Source organism: Pseudomonas sp. MIL9, assembly GCF_016887925.1.
Lineage (GTDB): Bacteria > Pseudomonadota > Gammaproteobacteria > Pseudomonadales > Pseudomonadaceae > Aquipseudomonas > Aquipseudomonas mohnii.
Window position 1 is genome coordinate 132283 of the sequence record NZ_JAFEHE010000023.1, and the last position, 16599, is coordinate 148881.

General features: G+C 60.7%; 11 protein-coding genes and 1 pseudogene. 6 read left to right on the forward strand and 6 right to left on the reverse strand.

Going from position 1 to position 16599, the window contains the following annotated elements:
• Nucleotides 1-136: 136 nt before the first annotated feature.
• A complete protein-coding gene (metE, locus tag JQF37_RS23380; protein WP_130207549.1) occupies nt 137-2449 on the reverse strand; it encodes a 5-methyltetrahydropteroyltriglutamate--homocysteine S-methyltransferase in 2313 nt (770 codons plus the stop codon).
• Nucleotides 2450-2556: 107 nt separating this feature from the next.
• On the opposite strand from metE, the gene metR reads away from it, so the two are divergent.
• Nucleotides 2557-3474 (forward strand): transcriptional regulator MetR, encoded by a 918-nt coding sequence (gene metR, locus JQF37_RS23385; protein ID WP_130207547.1) that lies wholly within the window; start codon nt 2557-2559, stop codon nt 3472-3474.
• A gap of 78 nt (nt 3475-3552) precedes the next feature.
• Here metR and JQF37_RS23390 read toward each other — a convergent pair whose 3' ends face one another.
• Genes JQF37_RS23390 through JQF37_RS23400 form a run of 3 tightly spaced genes read right to left on the reverse strand, consistent with a single transcriptional unit; the run spans nt 3553 to nt 5199 of the window.
• Nucleotides 3553-4092, reverse strand: coding sequence for a GNAT family N-acetyltransferase (locus JQF37_RS23390; RefSeq protein ID WP_130207545.1), 540 nt, complete (start codon nt 4090-4092; stop codon nt 3553-3555).
• Between the two features lie 2 nt (nt 4093-4094).
• Nucleotides 4095-4733, reverse strand: a complete 639-nt coding sequence (locus JQF37_RS23395; protein WP_130207543.1) for a LysE family translocator — start codon at nt 4731-4733, stop codon at nt 4095-4097.
• 22 nt (nt 4734-4755) lie between these two features.
• Complete coding sequence (locus tag JQF37_RS23400; protein WP_130207541.1) at nt 4756-5199, reverse strand: NUDIX domain-containing protein; 444 nt, start codon at nt 5197-5199, stop codon at nt 4756-4758.
• Nucleotides 5200-5391: 192 nt separating this feature from the next.
• Here JQF37_RS23400 and JQF37_RS23405 point away from each other — a divergent pair, with 192 nt between their 5' ends.
• The 3 genes and pseudogenes from JQF37_RS23405 to JQF37_RS23415 all read left to right on the forward strand — a co-directional run bounded on the left by JQF37_RS23405 (nt 5392) and on the right by JQF37_RS23415 (nt 8143).
• Complete coding sequence (locus tag JQF37_RS23405) at nt 5392-5862, forward strand: hypothetical protein (RefSeq protein WP_130207539.1); 471 nt, start codon at nt 5392-5394, stop codon at nt 5860-5862.
• A gap of 227 nt (nt 5863-6089) precedes the next feature.
• Nucleotides 6090-6354, forward strand: a pseudogene (locus tag JQF37_RS23410) (LuxR C-terminal-related transcriptional regulator); the annotation flags it as partial.
• Between the two features lie 169 nt (nt 6355-6523).
• Nucleotides 6524-8143, forward strand: a complete 1620-nt coding sequence (locus JQF37_RS23415; RefSeq protein ID WP_130207537.1) for an FMN-binding glutamate synthase family protein — start codon at nt 6524-6526, stop codon at nt 8141-8143.
• A 24-nt stretch (nt 8144-8167) separates the two neighbouring features.
• On the opposite strand, the gene JQF37_RS23420 is transcribed toward JQF37_RS23415, so the two are convergent.
• A complete protein-coding gene (locus JQF37_RS23420; protein WP_130207535.1) occupies nt 8168-9676 on the reverse strand; it encodes a glucosyltransferase domain-containing protein in 1509 nt (502 codons plus the stop codon).
• A gap of 365 nt (nt 9677-10041) precedes the next feature.
• Between JQF37_RS23420 and JQF37_RS23425 the strand changes: the two genes are divergently transcribed.
• Nucleotides 10042-11181: an OpgC domain-containing protein gene (locus JQF37_RS23425; RefSeq protein WP_130207533.1), complete on the forward strand. Its 1140-nt coding sequence runs from the start codon at nt 10042-10044 to the stop codon at nt 11179-11181.
• A 95-nt stretch (nt 11182-11276) separates the two neighbouring features.
• Here JQF37_RS23425 and JQF37_RS23430 read toward each other — a convergent pair whose 3' ends face one another.
• On the reverse strand, nt 11277-12698 hold the full coding sequence (locus tag JQF37_RS23430) for an amino acid permease (protein WP_130207531.1): 1422 nt from the start codon (nt 12696-12698) through the stop codon (nt 11277-11279).
• A 633-nt stretch (nt 12699-13331) separates the two neighbouring features.
• Between JQF37_RS23430 and JQF37_RS23435 the strand changes: the two genes are divergently transcribed.
• Entirely contained in the window at nt 13332-16451 is a 3120-nt protein-coding gene (locus JQF37_RS23435; RefSeq protein WP_130207529.1) for a transglycosylase domain-containing protein, read from the forward strand.
• The last annotated feature ends 148 nt before the right edge of the window (nt 16452-16599 follow it).

Consider the following 16599-nt stretch of genomic DNA (forward strand, 5'->3'; position numbering starts at 1 on the left):
GCAAACCCTTGTAGGAGCGAGCCTGCTCGCGAAAAACGCAGGTGCACCGCTGAGTATCCGGCTTCCCGCGTTATCGTTGACGTCCATCGTCGGAACGCCGCCCGGAGCCGGCTCGCTCCTACAGGGGGGGTAGTGATCAGGCCAGTTGGCTGCGCAACTGTCGCGCCGCCGCCACCATGTTGACCAGCGCTGCTTCGGTTTCCGGCCAGGCACGGGTTTTGAGACCGCAATCGGGGTTGACCCACAAACGCTCGGCCGGAATGCGCTTCACCGCTTTGCTCATCAGCTTGACCATCTCGGCGGTGTCCGGCACCCGTGGCGAGTGGATGTCGTAGACGCCCGGACCGATGTCGTTCGGGTAGTCGAACGCCTTGAACGCCTCCAGCAATTCCATGTCGGAACGCGACGTTTCAACGGTGATCACGTCGGCGTCCATGGCCGCGATGGCTTCGATCACGTCATTGAATTCGCTGTAGCACATGTGGGTGTGGATCTGGGTTTCGTCACGCACACCGCTGGCACTCAGGCGGAACGCTTCCACCGCCCAGTCGAGGTATTCCTGCCATTGCGCCCGACGCAGCGGCAGGCCTTCACGGAACGCGGCTTCGTCGATCTGCACGATCTTGATGCCTGCGGCTTCCAGGTCCAGCACTTCGTCACGCAGGGCCAGGGCCAGTTGTTGCGCCTGGACTTTGCGCGACACGTCTTCACGGGGGAACGACCACATCAGCATGGTCACGGGCCCGGTGAGCATGCCTTTCATGACCTTGTCGGTCTGGCCCTGTGCATAAGTGATCCAGTCGACGGTCATGGCGTTCGGTCGGCTCAGGTCACCGTAGATGATCGCCGGTTTCACGCAGCGCGAACCGTAGCTCTGCACCCAGCCGAAACGGGTAAACAGGTAGCCATCCAGCTGTTCGGCGAAGTACTCGACCATGTCGTTGCGCTCGGCTTCACCATGGACCAGCACATCCAGCCCCAGGCGCTCCTGGATCTGCACGGAGTGGCGGATTTCGTGGCGCATGGCATCGTTGTAGTCATTGGCCGACAGCTTGCCTTGCTTGAAGGCCTGGCGCGCCAGACGGATGGATGCCGTCTGCGGGAACGAGCCGATGGTGGTGGTCGGAAACGCCGGCAGTTTCAGGCGTGCACGCTGCTGTTCGATGCGCTTGGCAAACGGCGCATGACGCTGGCTGTCGTTCGGGCCGATCGCCGCGACACGTGCCTGCACGTCGGCCTTGTGGATGCGCGGCGACTCCGCGCGGCTGAGCTGAACGGCGCGGCTCTCCGCCAGGGCGGCTTGCACCTTGGGCGCCTGAGGATCGTTCAAGGCATCGCGCAACACAGCGATTTCGCCACACTTTTGCACGGCAAACGCCAGCCAGCTTTTCAGTTCCGGATCGAGTTTGTCTTCACGCTCCACATCCACCGGGCTGTGCAGCAGCGAGCAGGAACTGCTGACCCACAGGTTGTCGCCAAAGCGTTCCTGGGCAAATTGCAGTTGCGCGAGGACCGGCTCCAGTTCGCAGCGCCAGACGTTGCGGCCATTGACCAGGCCCACCGAGAGAATCTTGTAGGTCGGCAGCCGATCGAGCACATGCAGCAGTTGGTCGGGCGCGCGCACCGCATCAATGTGCAGACCTTGCACCGGCAGGCCAACGGCCAGGCCGAGGTTGTCTTGCAGACCGCTGAAGTAGGTCGCCACGAGTTTTTTCAGCGGCGAATACTGGAGGATGTGGTAGGCGCGTTCGAAGGCGTTTTTCCAGGCTTGCGGCAGGTCGAGGGTCAGGATCGGTTCGTCGATCTGCACCCATTCGACGCCTTGGGCGGCGAGGCGGCCGAGGATTTCGTTGTACACCGGCAGCAGGCGTTCCAGCAGGTCGAGCTTGTCGAAAGGGTTGCCTTTGGCCTTGCCCAGCCACAGGTACGTCAGCGGGCCGATGATCACCGGTTTGACGTTGTGACCGAGGGCCCTGGCTTCAGCGACCTCGTCGAACAGCTGTTCCCAGCTCAGCTTGAACGGCTGCTCGGCGCTGAATTCCGGGACCAGGTAGTGGTAGTTGGTGTCGAACCACTTGGTCAGTTCCTGGGCGTATTGCGTCTGGCCATGCTCACCGCCGCAGCAGGTCGCCGTGGCGCCACGGGCCATGGCGAACAGGGTGTCGAGGGTCGGCAGGCCGTGCGCGTCCCGGGTGCTGTCGAAGCGCTCGGGGATCACACCGAAGGCCAGGGAGTGGGTCAGTACCTGGTCGTACCAGGCGAAGTCGCCGACGGGCAGCAGGTCGATGCCGGCGTCTTCTTGCAATTGCCAGTGGGTGGCGCGCAACTGGCGGCCGACGCTTTGCAGCGCCTCCTGGTCGAGATCGCCCTTCCAGTAGGATTCGAGGGCTTTTTTCAATTCGCGGTCGGCGCCGATGCGCGGAAAACCGAGGGTGTGGGCCAAGGCCATGGTGAGTTTGCTCCCTTAAAAGATGGCGCTATTGTCGACAGCCAGGGCAACATGAGACAAACTCAACCTTTTCGTGTTGATCACAAGTTTTCCTCATGGAGCCTACGGTGCTTGAAATCCGTCACCTGAAGACCCTGCACGCCTTGCGCGAAGCCGACAGCCTGGTGGATGCGGCCGATCGCCTGCATTTGACCCAGTCGGCGCTGTCCCACCAGTTCAAGGAACTGGAAGAGCGCATGGGCATGCCACTGTTCGTGCGCAAGACCAAACCGGTGCGCTTCACCAGCGCCGGCTTGCGCCTGCTGCAACTGGCCGACGCCACCCTGCCGCTGCTGCGTGGCGCCGAACGCGACATCGCGCGGCTGGCCGGTGGCACCGCCGGTCGCTTGCACATGGCGATCGAGTGCCACAGTTGCTTTCAGTGGCTGATGCCGACCATCGATCAATTCCGCGACGCCTGGCCGGAAGTCGAGCTGGACCTGGCGTCGGGGTTTTCCTTCGCGCCGTTGCCGGCCCTGGCCCGTGGCGATCTCGACCTGGTGGTGACCTCCGATCCGCTGGACCTGGTGGGGATCACTTACGTGCCGTTGTTCACCTACGAGGCAATGCTCGCCGTGGCCAACCAGCACCGTCTGGCGAGCAAGGCCTACATCGTCCCGGAAGACCTGGTCACGGAAACCCTGATCACCTACCCGGTGGAACGCGACCGCCTGGACATCTTCACCCGTTTCCTGGAACCGGCCGATATCGAACCGGCGCAGGTGCGCACATCGGAACTGACGGTGATGATGATGCAGCTGGTGGCCAGCGGACGCGGCGTCTGCGGCATGCCCCATTGGGCGCTGCACGAGTACAGCTCACGGGGTTACGTGAAGGCCAAGCGGCTGGGCGAGAAAGGACTGTTCGCGACGCTGTACGCGGCCGTTCGCACCGACATGCTGGATGCGCCGTACATGCGCGATTTCCTGCTGACGGCGAAGGACACGTCGTTTTCGACGCTGGATGGGGTTAGCGCGGTTCGCTAGACCACCACACCCTCTGTGGGAGCGGGCTTGCCCGCGATGGCGTCAGGTCAGTCGACACATGCTTTGAATGTCAGACCGCTATCGCGGGCAAGCCCGCTCCCACAGGGGTTGGCGATGTGCCTGGATCTCACGCCACATGTGAATCTTGTCGAAGTACTCCTCGCCCACCCGCACCGCCATCGGCTCAAGCCCGAACTGGATGAACCCGCAACGGCGGTACAGGTTGAACGCGGCGTCATTGCCGGCGGTGACGGTCAGTTTGATCAGCCGCAGTTCCGGATGCTGCTGCGCCTCGGCCAACACCGCCTGTACCAGCTGATAGCCGAGCCCGCGCTGACGGACATCGGCGGACACGTACATGCCAAACAGCGTCGCCTTGTGCCGGGCCTTTTCCCGAGTCTCCAGAGCCAGCCCGACAATGCCCGCCATCCTGCCCTCTTCGAACGCGCCGAACACCGGATCCAGCTTGCTGGTCAGGCGTGACTCCCACCACTGCAAGGGCATGGAGGCACGCTCGCGCACGCTGGAGGTGAACGCCTGCGGGTGACGGTCATAGGCTTCGAGCATCAACTCCCGGTAAGCCAGGGCGTGGCCGGCATCCAGACGTTCGATCCACATGTTCAAGCCATCCGGCGTTGTTCAAGCATCAGCCGCAGCGCCAGCGCCGACAGCACGAAGCCCATGAAATAACGCTGCAGCGCCAGCCAGGTCGGGTTGCTGACGAACCACGAGGCGATGCCCGCGGCAAACAGCGCGATCAGCAGGTTGACGCAGAAACTGACGCTGATCTGGGTCAGGCCCAGCACGATGCTTTGGGTGAACACCGAACCGTGTTCGGGGCTGATGAACTGCGGAAACACCGAGAGGTAGAACACCGCGATCTTCGGGTTCAGGGCACTGGTCAGAAAACCCATGGTGATCAGTTTGCGCGACGAATCCGGCGGCAACTGTTGTGCCTCGAACGGCGACCGCGCACCGGGTTTCACCGCTTGCCAGGCCAGCCACAGCAGGTACAGCGCGCCGGCCCATTTCAACACTTCATAAGCCATCGGCACCGCCAGGAACACAGCGGTCAAGCCGGCCGCCGCGGCGAACAGGTGCACGAAAAAACCCGAGACCACACCCAGCAACGACGTCACACCGGCCTTGCGTCCCTGGCAGATCGAACGGGAGATCAGATAGATCATGTTCGGCCCCGGCGTCAGGACCATCAGCAACGCGGCAGCGGCGAAAATCAGTAAATCCTGAAGTGGGATCATGGCAGTTCCTTGGCGTGGATGATCAGGCGATCGCGGTCAGCGAAGCCCGATAAAACGGCAGGATCAGGTCACGTGTCAATGGCGCGAGGGTGACATTGCCATCGGTGGCCGGGTCGATCCAGATCACTTCTTCGATCTCTGCCGCCGGGGAAACGTCGGCATCAATGGTCAGCAGATAGATTTCCGCCTGTACGACAAAACCCGGTTCGTTGGCAGCCGGAGCCGAGAACTGCCCGAGAAAAGTCGCGCAGGCTGGATCAATGATCAAACCCAACTCCTCTTCCAGCTCACGGGCCAGGGCATGGACCGGTTGCTCATGGGCCTCGATTTTGCCCCCCGGCTGCATGAACGCCTCGGTGCCACGCTTGCGCACCAGCAAGGTACGGCCGTCGGGGCCGATCAGCAGGGCGGCGGCGATGTGGATAAGTCCGGAATCAATGAGAGAAACTTCAGTAGGAAAAGACATCGCTGACCAAGGGTCCATGTGAGGGCCGTACAGAATCCCACGCCTTTTTGCCTCGGCCAAGGGCTGAGTCTCGTCAAGGACCAGAACGGTCCGCTGACAAGTCCGGAAATTTCCCACGAACGAGTTTGGTAGCGTGTTTGCACCGATTTTCTACGGTCCATCACCCCGTTCGCAGCCTATGGAAACCCCTGCATGTCCGACATCTCAACGCTGAAAGAAAAAATCGACACCAAGACATTTCATCTCGTTCTGTTGGGGCTACTGACAGGTGGGCTCTATTTGAACATCTGGATGTATAAAACCTTTACCGCACTGGAGGATGTCACTCACATAAAAACCATGAGTTCGGCCTTTTTTATCGGCTACCTGGCCCTAATCGGGGCAATCGGATATATCAGCGTCGTCCCCCATCTCTATGCGCTCGTGCTGACCGGTATCCTGTTGTTATTACTCGCAGCACTTTCCCTGCTCTGGTGCTTTCGCGTGCGGCGGGTGCTGAAGGCTTACGCCTTGGCTGTACACAACTTCGAGCTGCGTATGAACCTGGTCTATACCGGGCTTTTTACCTTTTACTACATCAACTACTGCATCAACGCCCTTCCGAGTGACAAGCAGAAGCACGAAGACAAGACGCGGGCGAAACACGAAGCCATTCAAGCCTGAACGAAAAAGGATCCGCGCAAACGCCTGGTTGCAGGCCGTGTCGTTGTCACGGCCCGCCAATTGGGCGAGTTCGACCTTCATGGGTATTCCTTGTCATGGATGCCGGGCGGCGCAAAGATTGCCCGGTCGCTGCCTGTGCGCCAGTATGCGCGGCAAGCCAGCAGGCGGGGAATTACGCCGCCGGGGTAACACGATAGGGGTAGAGGCATGACACTTTCGTTGGACAACATCGCCTGTCGGAGGTGGCGCCGGAGCATTTCGAACTCACCGAGTACTATCAACGCTACTTTCGTGTGAATGTCGTGGCGGACGAAATCCAGTTTAATTGTCAGCTCGAAGGCGACCGCACGCTGTGCCTTTCACTGGGCAGCAAGCAGCCAGGATATCTCCATCGAAACCGTAAAGGTCCACAAGAAACACATGTACAGCAAGCTGGGGATCAAATCCCAGTCCGAGCTGTTTTCGATTTTTCTACAGGCACAAAATGCCTGACATGGCACTGAAATGCTTTTCTGCAGGAGCGAGCCTGCTCGCGATGATCGTGAACGATAACGCGGGGAACCTGATGCCCCGCGGTGTTCTCTGGTTCATCGCGAGCAGGCTCGCGCCTACAGTGATTTGCGTTTAGCCGAATATTTGAGTCCGAACCCACGGAAACCGTATGAGTCTGTCACTCCTGAGCCGCTACGCCTTCTTTGCCGTCTGCGTGATATTCACCCTCGCCAGCCTGCCCTTTCTCGAGCACGACTGGCTGTGGCCGATCACCGCTGTCACGGGCGTACTCAGCCTGATCGGTGTTTTCGATTTGCTGCAAAGTCCCCACGCAGTTCGCCGCAATTACCCGATCCTCGGCAACATTCGTTACATGTTCGAAGCCATTCGCCCGGAAATCCGCCAGTATCTGCTCGAATCCGACAGCGACGCCCTGCCGTTTTCCCGGGCCCAGCGTTCACTGGTCTACTCCCGGGCCAAGAATGAAAGCGCCGACAAGCCGTTCGGTACCCTGATCGACGTGTATCAATCGGGCTTCGAGTTCATCGGCCATTCCATGCGTCCGGCGCCCTTGAGCGACCCCGCCAGTTTCCGCGTGATGGTCGGTGGCCCGCAATGCACCCGGCCGTATTCCGCGTCGGTGTTCAACATATCGGCCATGAGCTTCGGCTCGCTCAGTGCCAACGCCATCCGCGCCTTGAACCAGGGCGCCAAACTCGGCAACTTCGCCCATGACACCGGCGAGGGCAGCATCAGCCCGTATCACCGCGAACACGGCGGCGATCTGACCTGGGAACTGGGCAGCGGCTACTTCGGTTGCCGTACCGCGGACGGGCGTTTCGACCCCGAACGCTTCGCGGCGCAGGCACAGACGCCGCAGGTGCGGATGATCGAAATCAAGATGAGCCAGGGCGCCAAACCGGGCCACGGCGGGATTCTGCCCAAGCACAAGGTCACCCAGGAAATCGCCGATACCCGCGGCATCCTGATGGGCGAAGACTGCATCTCGCCGTCACGTCACAGCGCGTTTTCCACGCCTATCGAGTTGATGCACTTCATCCAGCAGTTGCGTGAGCTGTCCGGCGGCAAACCGGTGGGCTTCAAGTTTTGCCTCGGCCATCCATGGGAGTTCATGGGGATCGCCAAGGCCATGCTGGAAACCGGCATTCTCCCGGACTTCATCGTGGTCGACGGCAAGGAGGGCGGCACCGGCGCCGCCCCGGTGGAGTTCACCGACCACATCGGCGTGCCGATGCGCGAAGGGTTGCTGTTCGTGCACAACACCCTGGTTGGCCTGAACCTGCGGGACAAGATCAAAATCGGCGCCAGCGGCAAGATCGTCAGCGCCTTCGACATCGCCAGCGTCCTGGCCATCGGCGCCGACTGGGCCAACTCGGCGCGTGGCTTCATGTTCGCCATCGGCTGCATCCAGTCGCAAAGCTGCCACACCAACAAATGCCCGACCGGTGTTGCCACCCAGGACACCTTGCGCCAACGGGCGCTGGTGGTGCCGGACAAGGCCCAGCGCGTCTACAACTTCCACCGCAACACCCTCAAGGGCCTGGCGGAGATGCTCGCCGCCGCGGGCCTCGAACATCCGTCGCAGTTGTCGGCCAAACACCTGGTGCGGCGCATGTCGGCAACCGAGATCAAACTGTTCTCGCAGTTGCATGTGTCCCTGAAACCAGGGGAGTTGCTGAACGGTGAAGTGAATGGCGAGTTTTACTCGCGGATGTGGCAGATGGCGCGGGCCGACAGTTTCGAGCCCAATGAGATCGCGGCTGCTTGACCGCCACGGCCCCGTCACCGCGCTTCACCAGCGAAGCGTTTTGATCGGGGCCGGTTCCTTCATCACGATAAAACCGTAATCCCCGATCAGGTAGATCCGGTAGTACCGGCTCTCTACCAGCGAGGGAAAGCCTTGATACCCCACCTTCGTCGCGTTACGCCGCTCCTTCTCCGCGACCACGTTGGTGATGCCCACCTTGGGCAGGTTTTCGGCCAGCATGTAAAAGTCGGTGTTCAGCAGATAGTGCAACACCGGCATGTGCTTGAATGAGCCCGCGGCCCCCGTTAACCAATGATCGGAATAGGTCACCGACAGGTAAATGCGCTTGGCCTCGCGCAGCGCCCGATGGCTGGCGATGTCGTACTCGAGGCTGTAGAGCGCGCTGCTGGCGAAGGTTTTCTGCAGCGTCAGCACACGCCCATAGGCGAACGACAGTGACAGCATCGCCAACAGCGGCACCACCAACAGCAGCGGCAATCGCTCGTGCAGGGGGGCCAGTGCCAGATGAGCCAGGTAGAACATCAGCACCAGCAAGACCGCGAAGCCCATCAAGGTTCTGGCGCCTTCGTTGAAGTCGCGGAAAAACAGGGCAACCCCCGACACCAACAGCAGCACCATGGGCACGCTCAGCACACAGAGCAGGCCGATCAACAGTTTCTTCGGTCCACTGTCCGGACGCCGCACAACCCGTGAACCCAGGCGAACCGCACCGGCAATGGCGCACAGCAGCAATCCGGCGAACACCCAGGCAAACCCGCCATGGAACAGCAACACCACTTTCTCCAGCACCCGGCCGATGTTGATCTGGATTTGCAGCAAGGGTTGCGCGCCCCCGTTCAGCAACAGCGTGCGCCCCTCTCCCATGAAGGGGTAAGCGCTGACGCCGTAGATCAACCCGCCCAGCACCAGTTGAGCGAACTTCCAGCCGATCAGACCGCCCCACTGCGGCCAGGCCACTTTGTCATTGGCGGCCCGCAACACTTCCAGGCAACACAGGCCGAGAAACACATTGAGGCTCACCTGATACAACCCGAGCGCCAGTGCAATCAGGAATGACGGCACCAGCCATTGCACATTGCGCGAGGGGTGGCGAAAGGTGATGGCGTAGATCACCGCCACCACGCTCAGGACCATGATCGGGCCGTCGTACTGATAAGAGAGGTTTTGCAGGAAGAACGGGTTGTACCAGAGCGGCAACAGCACCAGACAACTGGCGACCGTCGGTTGACGGAAGTAATGAAAGGTCAGGCTGGTCAGTGCCGAGGCCATGGCCACGGTTGCGATCAACAGCGGCAACGGAAAGATGTTCGGCGCGGCGTTGCTGAAGGTCAGCGCGTTGTAGAACAGCTCGGCGAACAATCGCCCCTGTTCGGCCCAGGCCATCCCTGCCGACAGCGAGCGCCAGTTGTCATCGATGTAGGGGAAGTCTGCCAGGATCAGCGGCAGCACATACAAAAAGGTCGCGAGCAGGAAAAACAGCCAGACCTGACGGCGACCGAGTTCCCTGACGAAGAAATCACTGAATCTGCCCATGCTAAGGCCCAGGCCGGTCTTTGCCGCCGCCCATGTGTTTGACCACAGCGAGGGGCCGGTGAATCCGCGTGTTCGCAACGCCGATCACCCAGTCGCCGGACAAGCCTTTGCGCACCCGTCTCATGCTGACAACCCTGTGTTGGAACCCAGTACGTCCACCTACATTTGAGCTTGTCTACTGTCAGAAATCACAGGCGTGAGGGCCTTTCAGACCAGCGGTTAAACGCTGCGAGACATTCCGAAATATCCCGACTTTGCATTTGTCGGCGAATCACGCCACCCTGCGCGCCGCCGATGTGCCGGGGCGCAACCTTTCGCCCCCTTCCGGACTCCTTTGTTTAACCCCCGTTCAAGAGCCTGATGTCATGACGTTCGAGCGCGATCACCGGATCGACTTTTTTCGCGGTCTGGCACTGATCTTCATTTTCTGGGATCACGTGCCCCACAACCCTCTGGGTCAAATCACCTTGCGCAACTTCGGCTTCAGCGACGCGGCTGAAGTCTTCGTGTTTCTGGCCGGTTATGCCGCGGTACTGGCCTACGGCAAAATCCTCGCCCGCGAGGGGTTCCTGATCACCTGCGTGAAAATCCTGCGCCGGGCCTGGGTGCTCTACGTGGTGCATATTTTCCTGCTGGCGATGCTGATGGGCATTGTGTTCTTCGCCAACAGTCACGTGGAGACCCGGGACCTGGTGGAGGAAATGGGCATGCACCACTTCATCGCCAGCCCGCAACAGGCCCTGATCGATGAACTGCTGCTGCGCTTCAAACCGAACCTGATGGACCCGCTGCCGCTGTACATCGTGCTGCTGGCCGGGTTACCGCTGGTGCTGCCGTTGCTGGTGCGCAAGCCCTGGGCCGTGGTGGCGGGGTCATTGACGGTGTATCTGCTGGCGCAGTGGCTGGGCTGGAACCTGGCCGCCATCAAGGACGGCGTGTGGTACTTCAACCCTGTCGCCTGGCAATTGCTGTTCGTGCTCGGTGGCGCGGCGGCGATTCACTCACAGCGCTCGCGCGTGCCCGAGACTCGACCTTTGATTCGCCAGCCTTTGTTCATGACGGCAGCGGTATACGTTGTGGTCGCCGGCGTGCTGACTGTGTTGTGGCGCTGGCCGCAGATCCACGATGCGCTGATGCCGGCCAGTCTGAGCAACCTGTTGTACCCGATCAGCAAGACCAACCTGTCACCCGTGCGCCTGTTGCACTTTCTGGCGCTGGCCTACGTCACCGCGAAACTGCTGCCCGACACCGGCTGGACGAAAAACTGGCTGGCCCGGCAAAGCTGCCGCATGGGGCGGTTTTCCCTGGAAATCTTCTGCCTCGGCGTGCTGCTGGCGCCCCTGGCGGACATGATCAATGCGATGACCGACGATGCCTTCGCCATGCAGATCTTCACGGCGCTGGTGGGGGCCGGGTTGATGGCGTTGCTGGGGGCCTGGTTGGAGTTCAACAAGCGCTTGAATCAGACCATCAAAAGATCGCAGACGGTGACAGCGTCTGCCTGAGCAGATCGCGTGCGCCTGTCGATGCCGAGTTGATCTGCAAAAATACAAAAGCCCCAGCCAATGGACCGGGGCTTTTGCGTTTCAGGCGTGACGACTTACGAAGCCGACTGCATCGCACCCTGCGGCGCAGAGGTCGGTTGCAGCTTGAACACATAGAACAACACGGTCAGCAGCACCAGGAACGCCGGGCCGACATACAAGGCCACGCGAGTGTCCGGGAAGTAGGCCATCAGACCGACCACCAGCACCAGGAACGCCAGCGCCAGGTAAGAACTGACCGGGTACAGCCACATGCGGTATTTCAAGCCCGCACGTTCGCTGGCGCTCAGGCCCTTACGGAATTTGAGCTGGGCCAGCAGGATCATCACCCAGGTCCAGATCGCACCGAAGGTCGCAATCGCCGTCACCCAGACGAACACCTTTTCAGGCACCAGGTAGTTGAGCAGCACGCCCAGCAACAAGGCGCCCATCGACAGCAGCAACGCGCGACGCGGCACGCCGTTGCTCGAGGTCTTGGCGAAGCCGGCCGGGGCCTGACCGTTCTGCGCCAGGCTGTAGAGCATGCGCCCGGTGCTGAAGATGCCGCCATTGCAGGACGACAGCGCCGCCGTGATCACCACGAAATTGATAATGCCAGCGGCGGTCTTGATTCCCAGACGCTCGAAGGTCATCACGAACGGGCTGCCCTGGGTACCGATTTCATTCCACGGGTAGATCGACAGGATCACGAACAGTGCGCCGACGTAGAACAGCAGAATCCGCCAGAACACCGAGCCGATCGCATCGGGAATGGTCTTTTGCGGGTTCTTCGCTTCACCGGCGGTCAGACCGATCATTTCCACGCCGAGGTAGGCGAACATGACCATTTGCAGGGACATCAATACGCCTTGCACGCCATTGGGCATGAAGCCGCCATAGGTCCAGAGATTGGAAATGCCCAGCGCCACCCCATCGTTGCCCAAGCCAAAGGCGATGATGCCGATGCCACCCAATACCATCGCAATGATGGTGACGATCTTGATCAGGGCGAACCAGAACTCGAATTCACCGAAGGCCTTGACCGCGATCAGGTTGATGGTGCCCATGCTGACCAGGGCCGACAGCGCCCAGATCCAGCGCGGTACGTCGGGGAACCAGACGCCCATGTACACCGCCACGGCGGTGATTTCAGCGACACAGGTCACCAGCCACAGGAACCAGTAGTTCCAGCCGGTCAGGAAGCCTGCCAGAGGGCCGAGGTAGTCTTGGGCATAACGGCTGAACGAACCGGCAACCGGGTTGTGCACGGCCATTTCGCCGAGGGCGCGCATGATGACCAGAATGGCCAGGCCGCCGATGATGTAGGACAGCATGATCGCCGGCCCTGCCATCTCAATGGCCTTGGCCGAACCGAGAAACAGACCGACACCGATACAGGCTCCGAGTGCCATCAAGCGAATATGCCGTTCGCCGAGTTCACGTTTGAGCGGGCCGCCCTGAGCGGTCTCGCCGTGGGGCAGATGATTGCCAACTGGCATAGGGGTACCACCTCGTCTTGTTATTGGATATAGCCACCGAGTGTCGAAGCAATGACTGATAAGTCACCGCTTCCCATAACCGGCTCGGCCTCGTGGGCAAAACCGTCTTCCAGGACACATCCTGCAAGATCAGCGGGGCGTGCAGTATAAAAAGCCGGCGACAGAAATTTTCACTCTATAAACCACAAAATTCAGGCATAAGTCTCGGCAAAAGCGGGATCGACGGAGCTGGATTGCCTGACTTATGTAGGATTTTTCGCCATTTTGTGACGGCAGGGAGTATTGCACGGTATTGGTGCGTCGCCATGCCCGCAGACAGGCCGTTTTTACCCGATGGACGCGTCTAGAACAGCACTTCCAGCGTGCAGCGGTCCCAGTGGCGAGGGCGCTCGTTCCCGCCGGGCTGCGAAGCGGCCCCAATCCCTGTCATCGGGTTGTGCCTGACTGAACCGGTTGCCTGGTGTTGCGACTGCGGCGCACTCGAGGGGGACGGTGCGGCGATCCGACAAGCTTCCTCGCCACAGGGAACGGAAGAAACCCGATAGTTGGAGGTTCACAATTTTTTCACCATCGCCAAGCACCGTCTAAGCTTCAGACAAGTCAGATCAATCTGCGTGAATGGATCAGTCGACTATGGGCGCGTTATGGCAAACCGATTCGAGTAAAACCGTGGTCCCGACTGAACGTGTGGATGAAGCGCCTATACCTGAAAAACCCCGTCGCAGTCGCGTCAAGCATGGGTGGAAGGCGTTTTGGTTGCTGATATTGATCATTGCGATTGTCGTAGGCCTGGCGGCGTCCAAGGAGATGCGCACGTCGAGGTTTCAATCGCGGGAGATCAGCAAGTTTGCCCAAACCCTCAACTATGAACTCAAACCCGGCCCCAGTGATGCCATTCACTACCCTGGCGCCGGCCCGTTCGATCTGCGCCTGGGCTATAGCTCGCTGGGCGAGTTCCTGCCCCGTTTGCTCAAGCGTGATTTCGTCATCGAAGCGCAAACCCGATTTTCTCCGGCGCTGATGAATTACACCGACAGGGGCCTGTTCGTGCCCTATGCCGAGAAAATCCAGGCCGGGTTATCGATTACCGATTGCCACGCCGCGCCGTTGTACCAGTACCACTATCCGCAACAGCTCTATTCCAGCTTTGCCTCGATCCCGCCGGTGGTGGTCAACAGCCTGTTGTTTATCGAAAACCGCTTTCTGCTCGACCCCAGGCAACCCCTGGCCAACCCTGCCGTGGACTGGCCGCGCTTCGGCATGGCGGCATGGTCCCAGGTTGCCAAGTTGCTGCACGTACCCGGCCAGTCCGCCGGTGGCAGTACTCTGGCCACGCAGCTGGAAAAATACCGGCACTCGCCCGATGGCTTGACGGTCAATGGCGCGGAGAAAATCCGCCAGATGATCTCCGCCACCGTACGTGCCTATCAGGCCGGGCCACAAACCCTCGAAGCCCGGCAGAACATTGTTCGCGACTACCTCAACAGCGTGCCGCTGTCAGCCGTACCCGGCCACGGCGAAGTGCATGGCATGGCCGAAGGCTTGCGGGTGTGGTACGGCTCCGATTTCAACCAGGCCAACGAAGCACTGACCCGCACCGCGACAGACCCGCAAACCATGGCGGCGAAAGGTCTGGCCTTGCGCGAGATGCTGTCATTGATGATCGCCCAGCGCCGCCCGTCCCATTACCTGACCAAGGGTCGTGACGAACTGGTCGACCTCACCGACAGCCATATTCGCTTGTTGGCCCAAAATGGCGTGATCGACGCCCCGTTTGCCGCCGCCGCATTGGCCAGCAAGGTGACGTACCGCGACTGGGCCACCCAGCCGACCATCCAGCCGATCGAAACCAACAAGGGCATCAGCGTGGCCCGCAGCCGTCTGGCCGGGATGCTCAATCGCCCGCTGTACGACCTTGACCGCCTTGACCTCTCGGCCACCAGCACCCTGCAAGGCGAACTGCAAACCCAGGCCACCGAGTACCTGAAAAAACTCGCCGACCCGGCCTTCGCTTCGCAGATCGGCCTGATCGGCGAGCGGCTGTTGACCACCACCAGCACCACGCAAGTGCGCTACAGCTTCACGCTGTTCGAACTGACCCCGGACGGTTCGCGGGTGCGGGTGCAGACCGACAGCACCGATCAACCGTTCGACATCAATGAAGGCAGCAAACTGGAACTGGGCTCCACAGCAAAAATGCGCGTGCTGACCACCTATCTGCAGATCATTGCCGAGTTGCACGATAAATATGCCGGCATGACCATCCCGGAACTGAAGAAAGTCGAGGTGCCAGAACAGGATCACCTGAGCCGCTGGGTGGTCGATTACCTGATCCAGAACAAGGACCGCAGCCTGCAGCCCATGCTCGGTGCGGCGCTTGACCGCAAATATTCCGCCAGCCCCGGCGAAGCGTTTTTCACCGGTGGCGGATTGCACGTGTTCCATAACTTCCGCAAGGAAGACAACGGCCGCATGCCGACCCTGCGCGATGCCCTGCGGGAGTCGATCAACCTGCCGTTCATACGCCTGATGCGCGACCTGGTGCGCTACACCACCTATTCCGGCCCCAACAACAGCTCCGAATTGCTCAAGGACGACCGCGACCCACGTCGTCAGGAATACCTGGCCTCGTTCGCCGACCGCGAAGGCACTTCATTCCTGCTCAAGTTCTGGAAAAAATACAAGAACAAGGACACCCAGGCTCGGCTCGAAACCTTCCTCGACGGCATGCGCCCAACCCCGATCCGCATGGCCGCCGTGCACCGATACCTGTTGCCACACGCCAGCCAGGAAAGCTTCAACACCTTCGTGCGCTCGCACCTCACAGGCGCCAAGCTCACCGAAAAACTCACGGATGAACGCCTGATAAGGCTCTACGACAGTTACGGCCCGGGCAGCTACGACCTGCCGGACCAAGGCTTCATCGCCAAGGTCCACCCGCTGGATCTGTGGATGATGGGCTATTTGCTGAACCACCCGGACGCCACGTTCAAGGACATCGTCAAGGCCAGCCAGTTCGAACGCCAGGAGGTCTACAGCTGGCTATTCAAGAGCAAGCACAAGGGTGCCCGTGACGGCCGCATTCGTACCATGCTGGAGATCGAGGCGTTCCTCGACATCCACCAGCGCTGGCAGAAAGTCGGCTATCCGTTCGACCACCTGGTGCCGTCGCTGGCGACCGCCATCGGCAGCTCCGGCGACCGCCCTGCCGCCCTGGCCGAGCTGATCGGCACCATCCTCAACGACGGCGTACGCATGCCGACCCTGCGCATCGACAGCCTGCATTTCGCCGCCGGCACGCCCTATGAAACCAAACTGATCAATGACCCGGTCGTCGGCAAGCGAGTCATGCCGTCCGAAGTCGCCACCGCCATGCGCGAAGCCCTGTCACAAGTGGTGGATGCCGGTACCGCCAAGCGGGTCGCCGGCAGTTTCAAACTGCCCGATGGCAGGCCGCTGGCCATGGGAGGCAAGACCGGCACCGGCGACAACCGTATCGAAGCCATCGGTTCCGGCGGACGGATCCTGAGTTCCAAGTCCCTCAACCGCACGGCGACCTTCGTGTTCTACATCGGCGATACCCATTTCGGCACCCTGACGGCGTTCGTACCGGGGCGCTCGGCGGAAGCCTTCACCTTCACCTCGGCACTGCCGGTGCAGGTGCTCAAGGGCATGGCGCCAATCCTCACGCCTTACCTGCAACCGGGCACCCACACCATGTGCCAGCCAACCGAGGTCACCGCCGGCCGCTGAGAGAACTCAATGGAAGGATGGCGGTACATATGTATTTTTCACTCTCGATTTTTGCGAGAACGGTGCCGGCAACGGCGCCGATTCAAACCGATTTTTGCGCTTTTTCTGGGCCTCATGCCTACCTAGTCTGGTCGTCCGATTCATGATC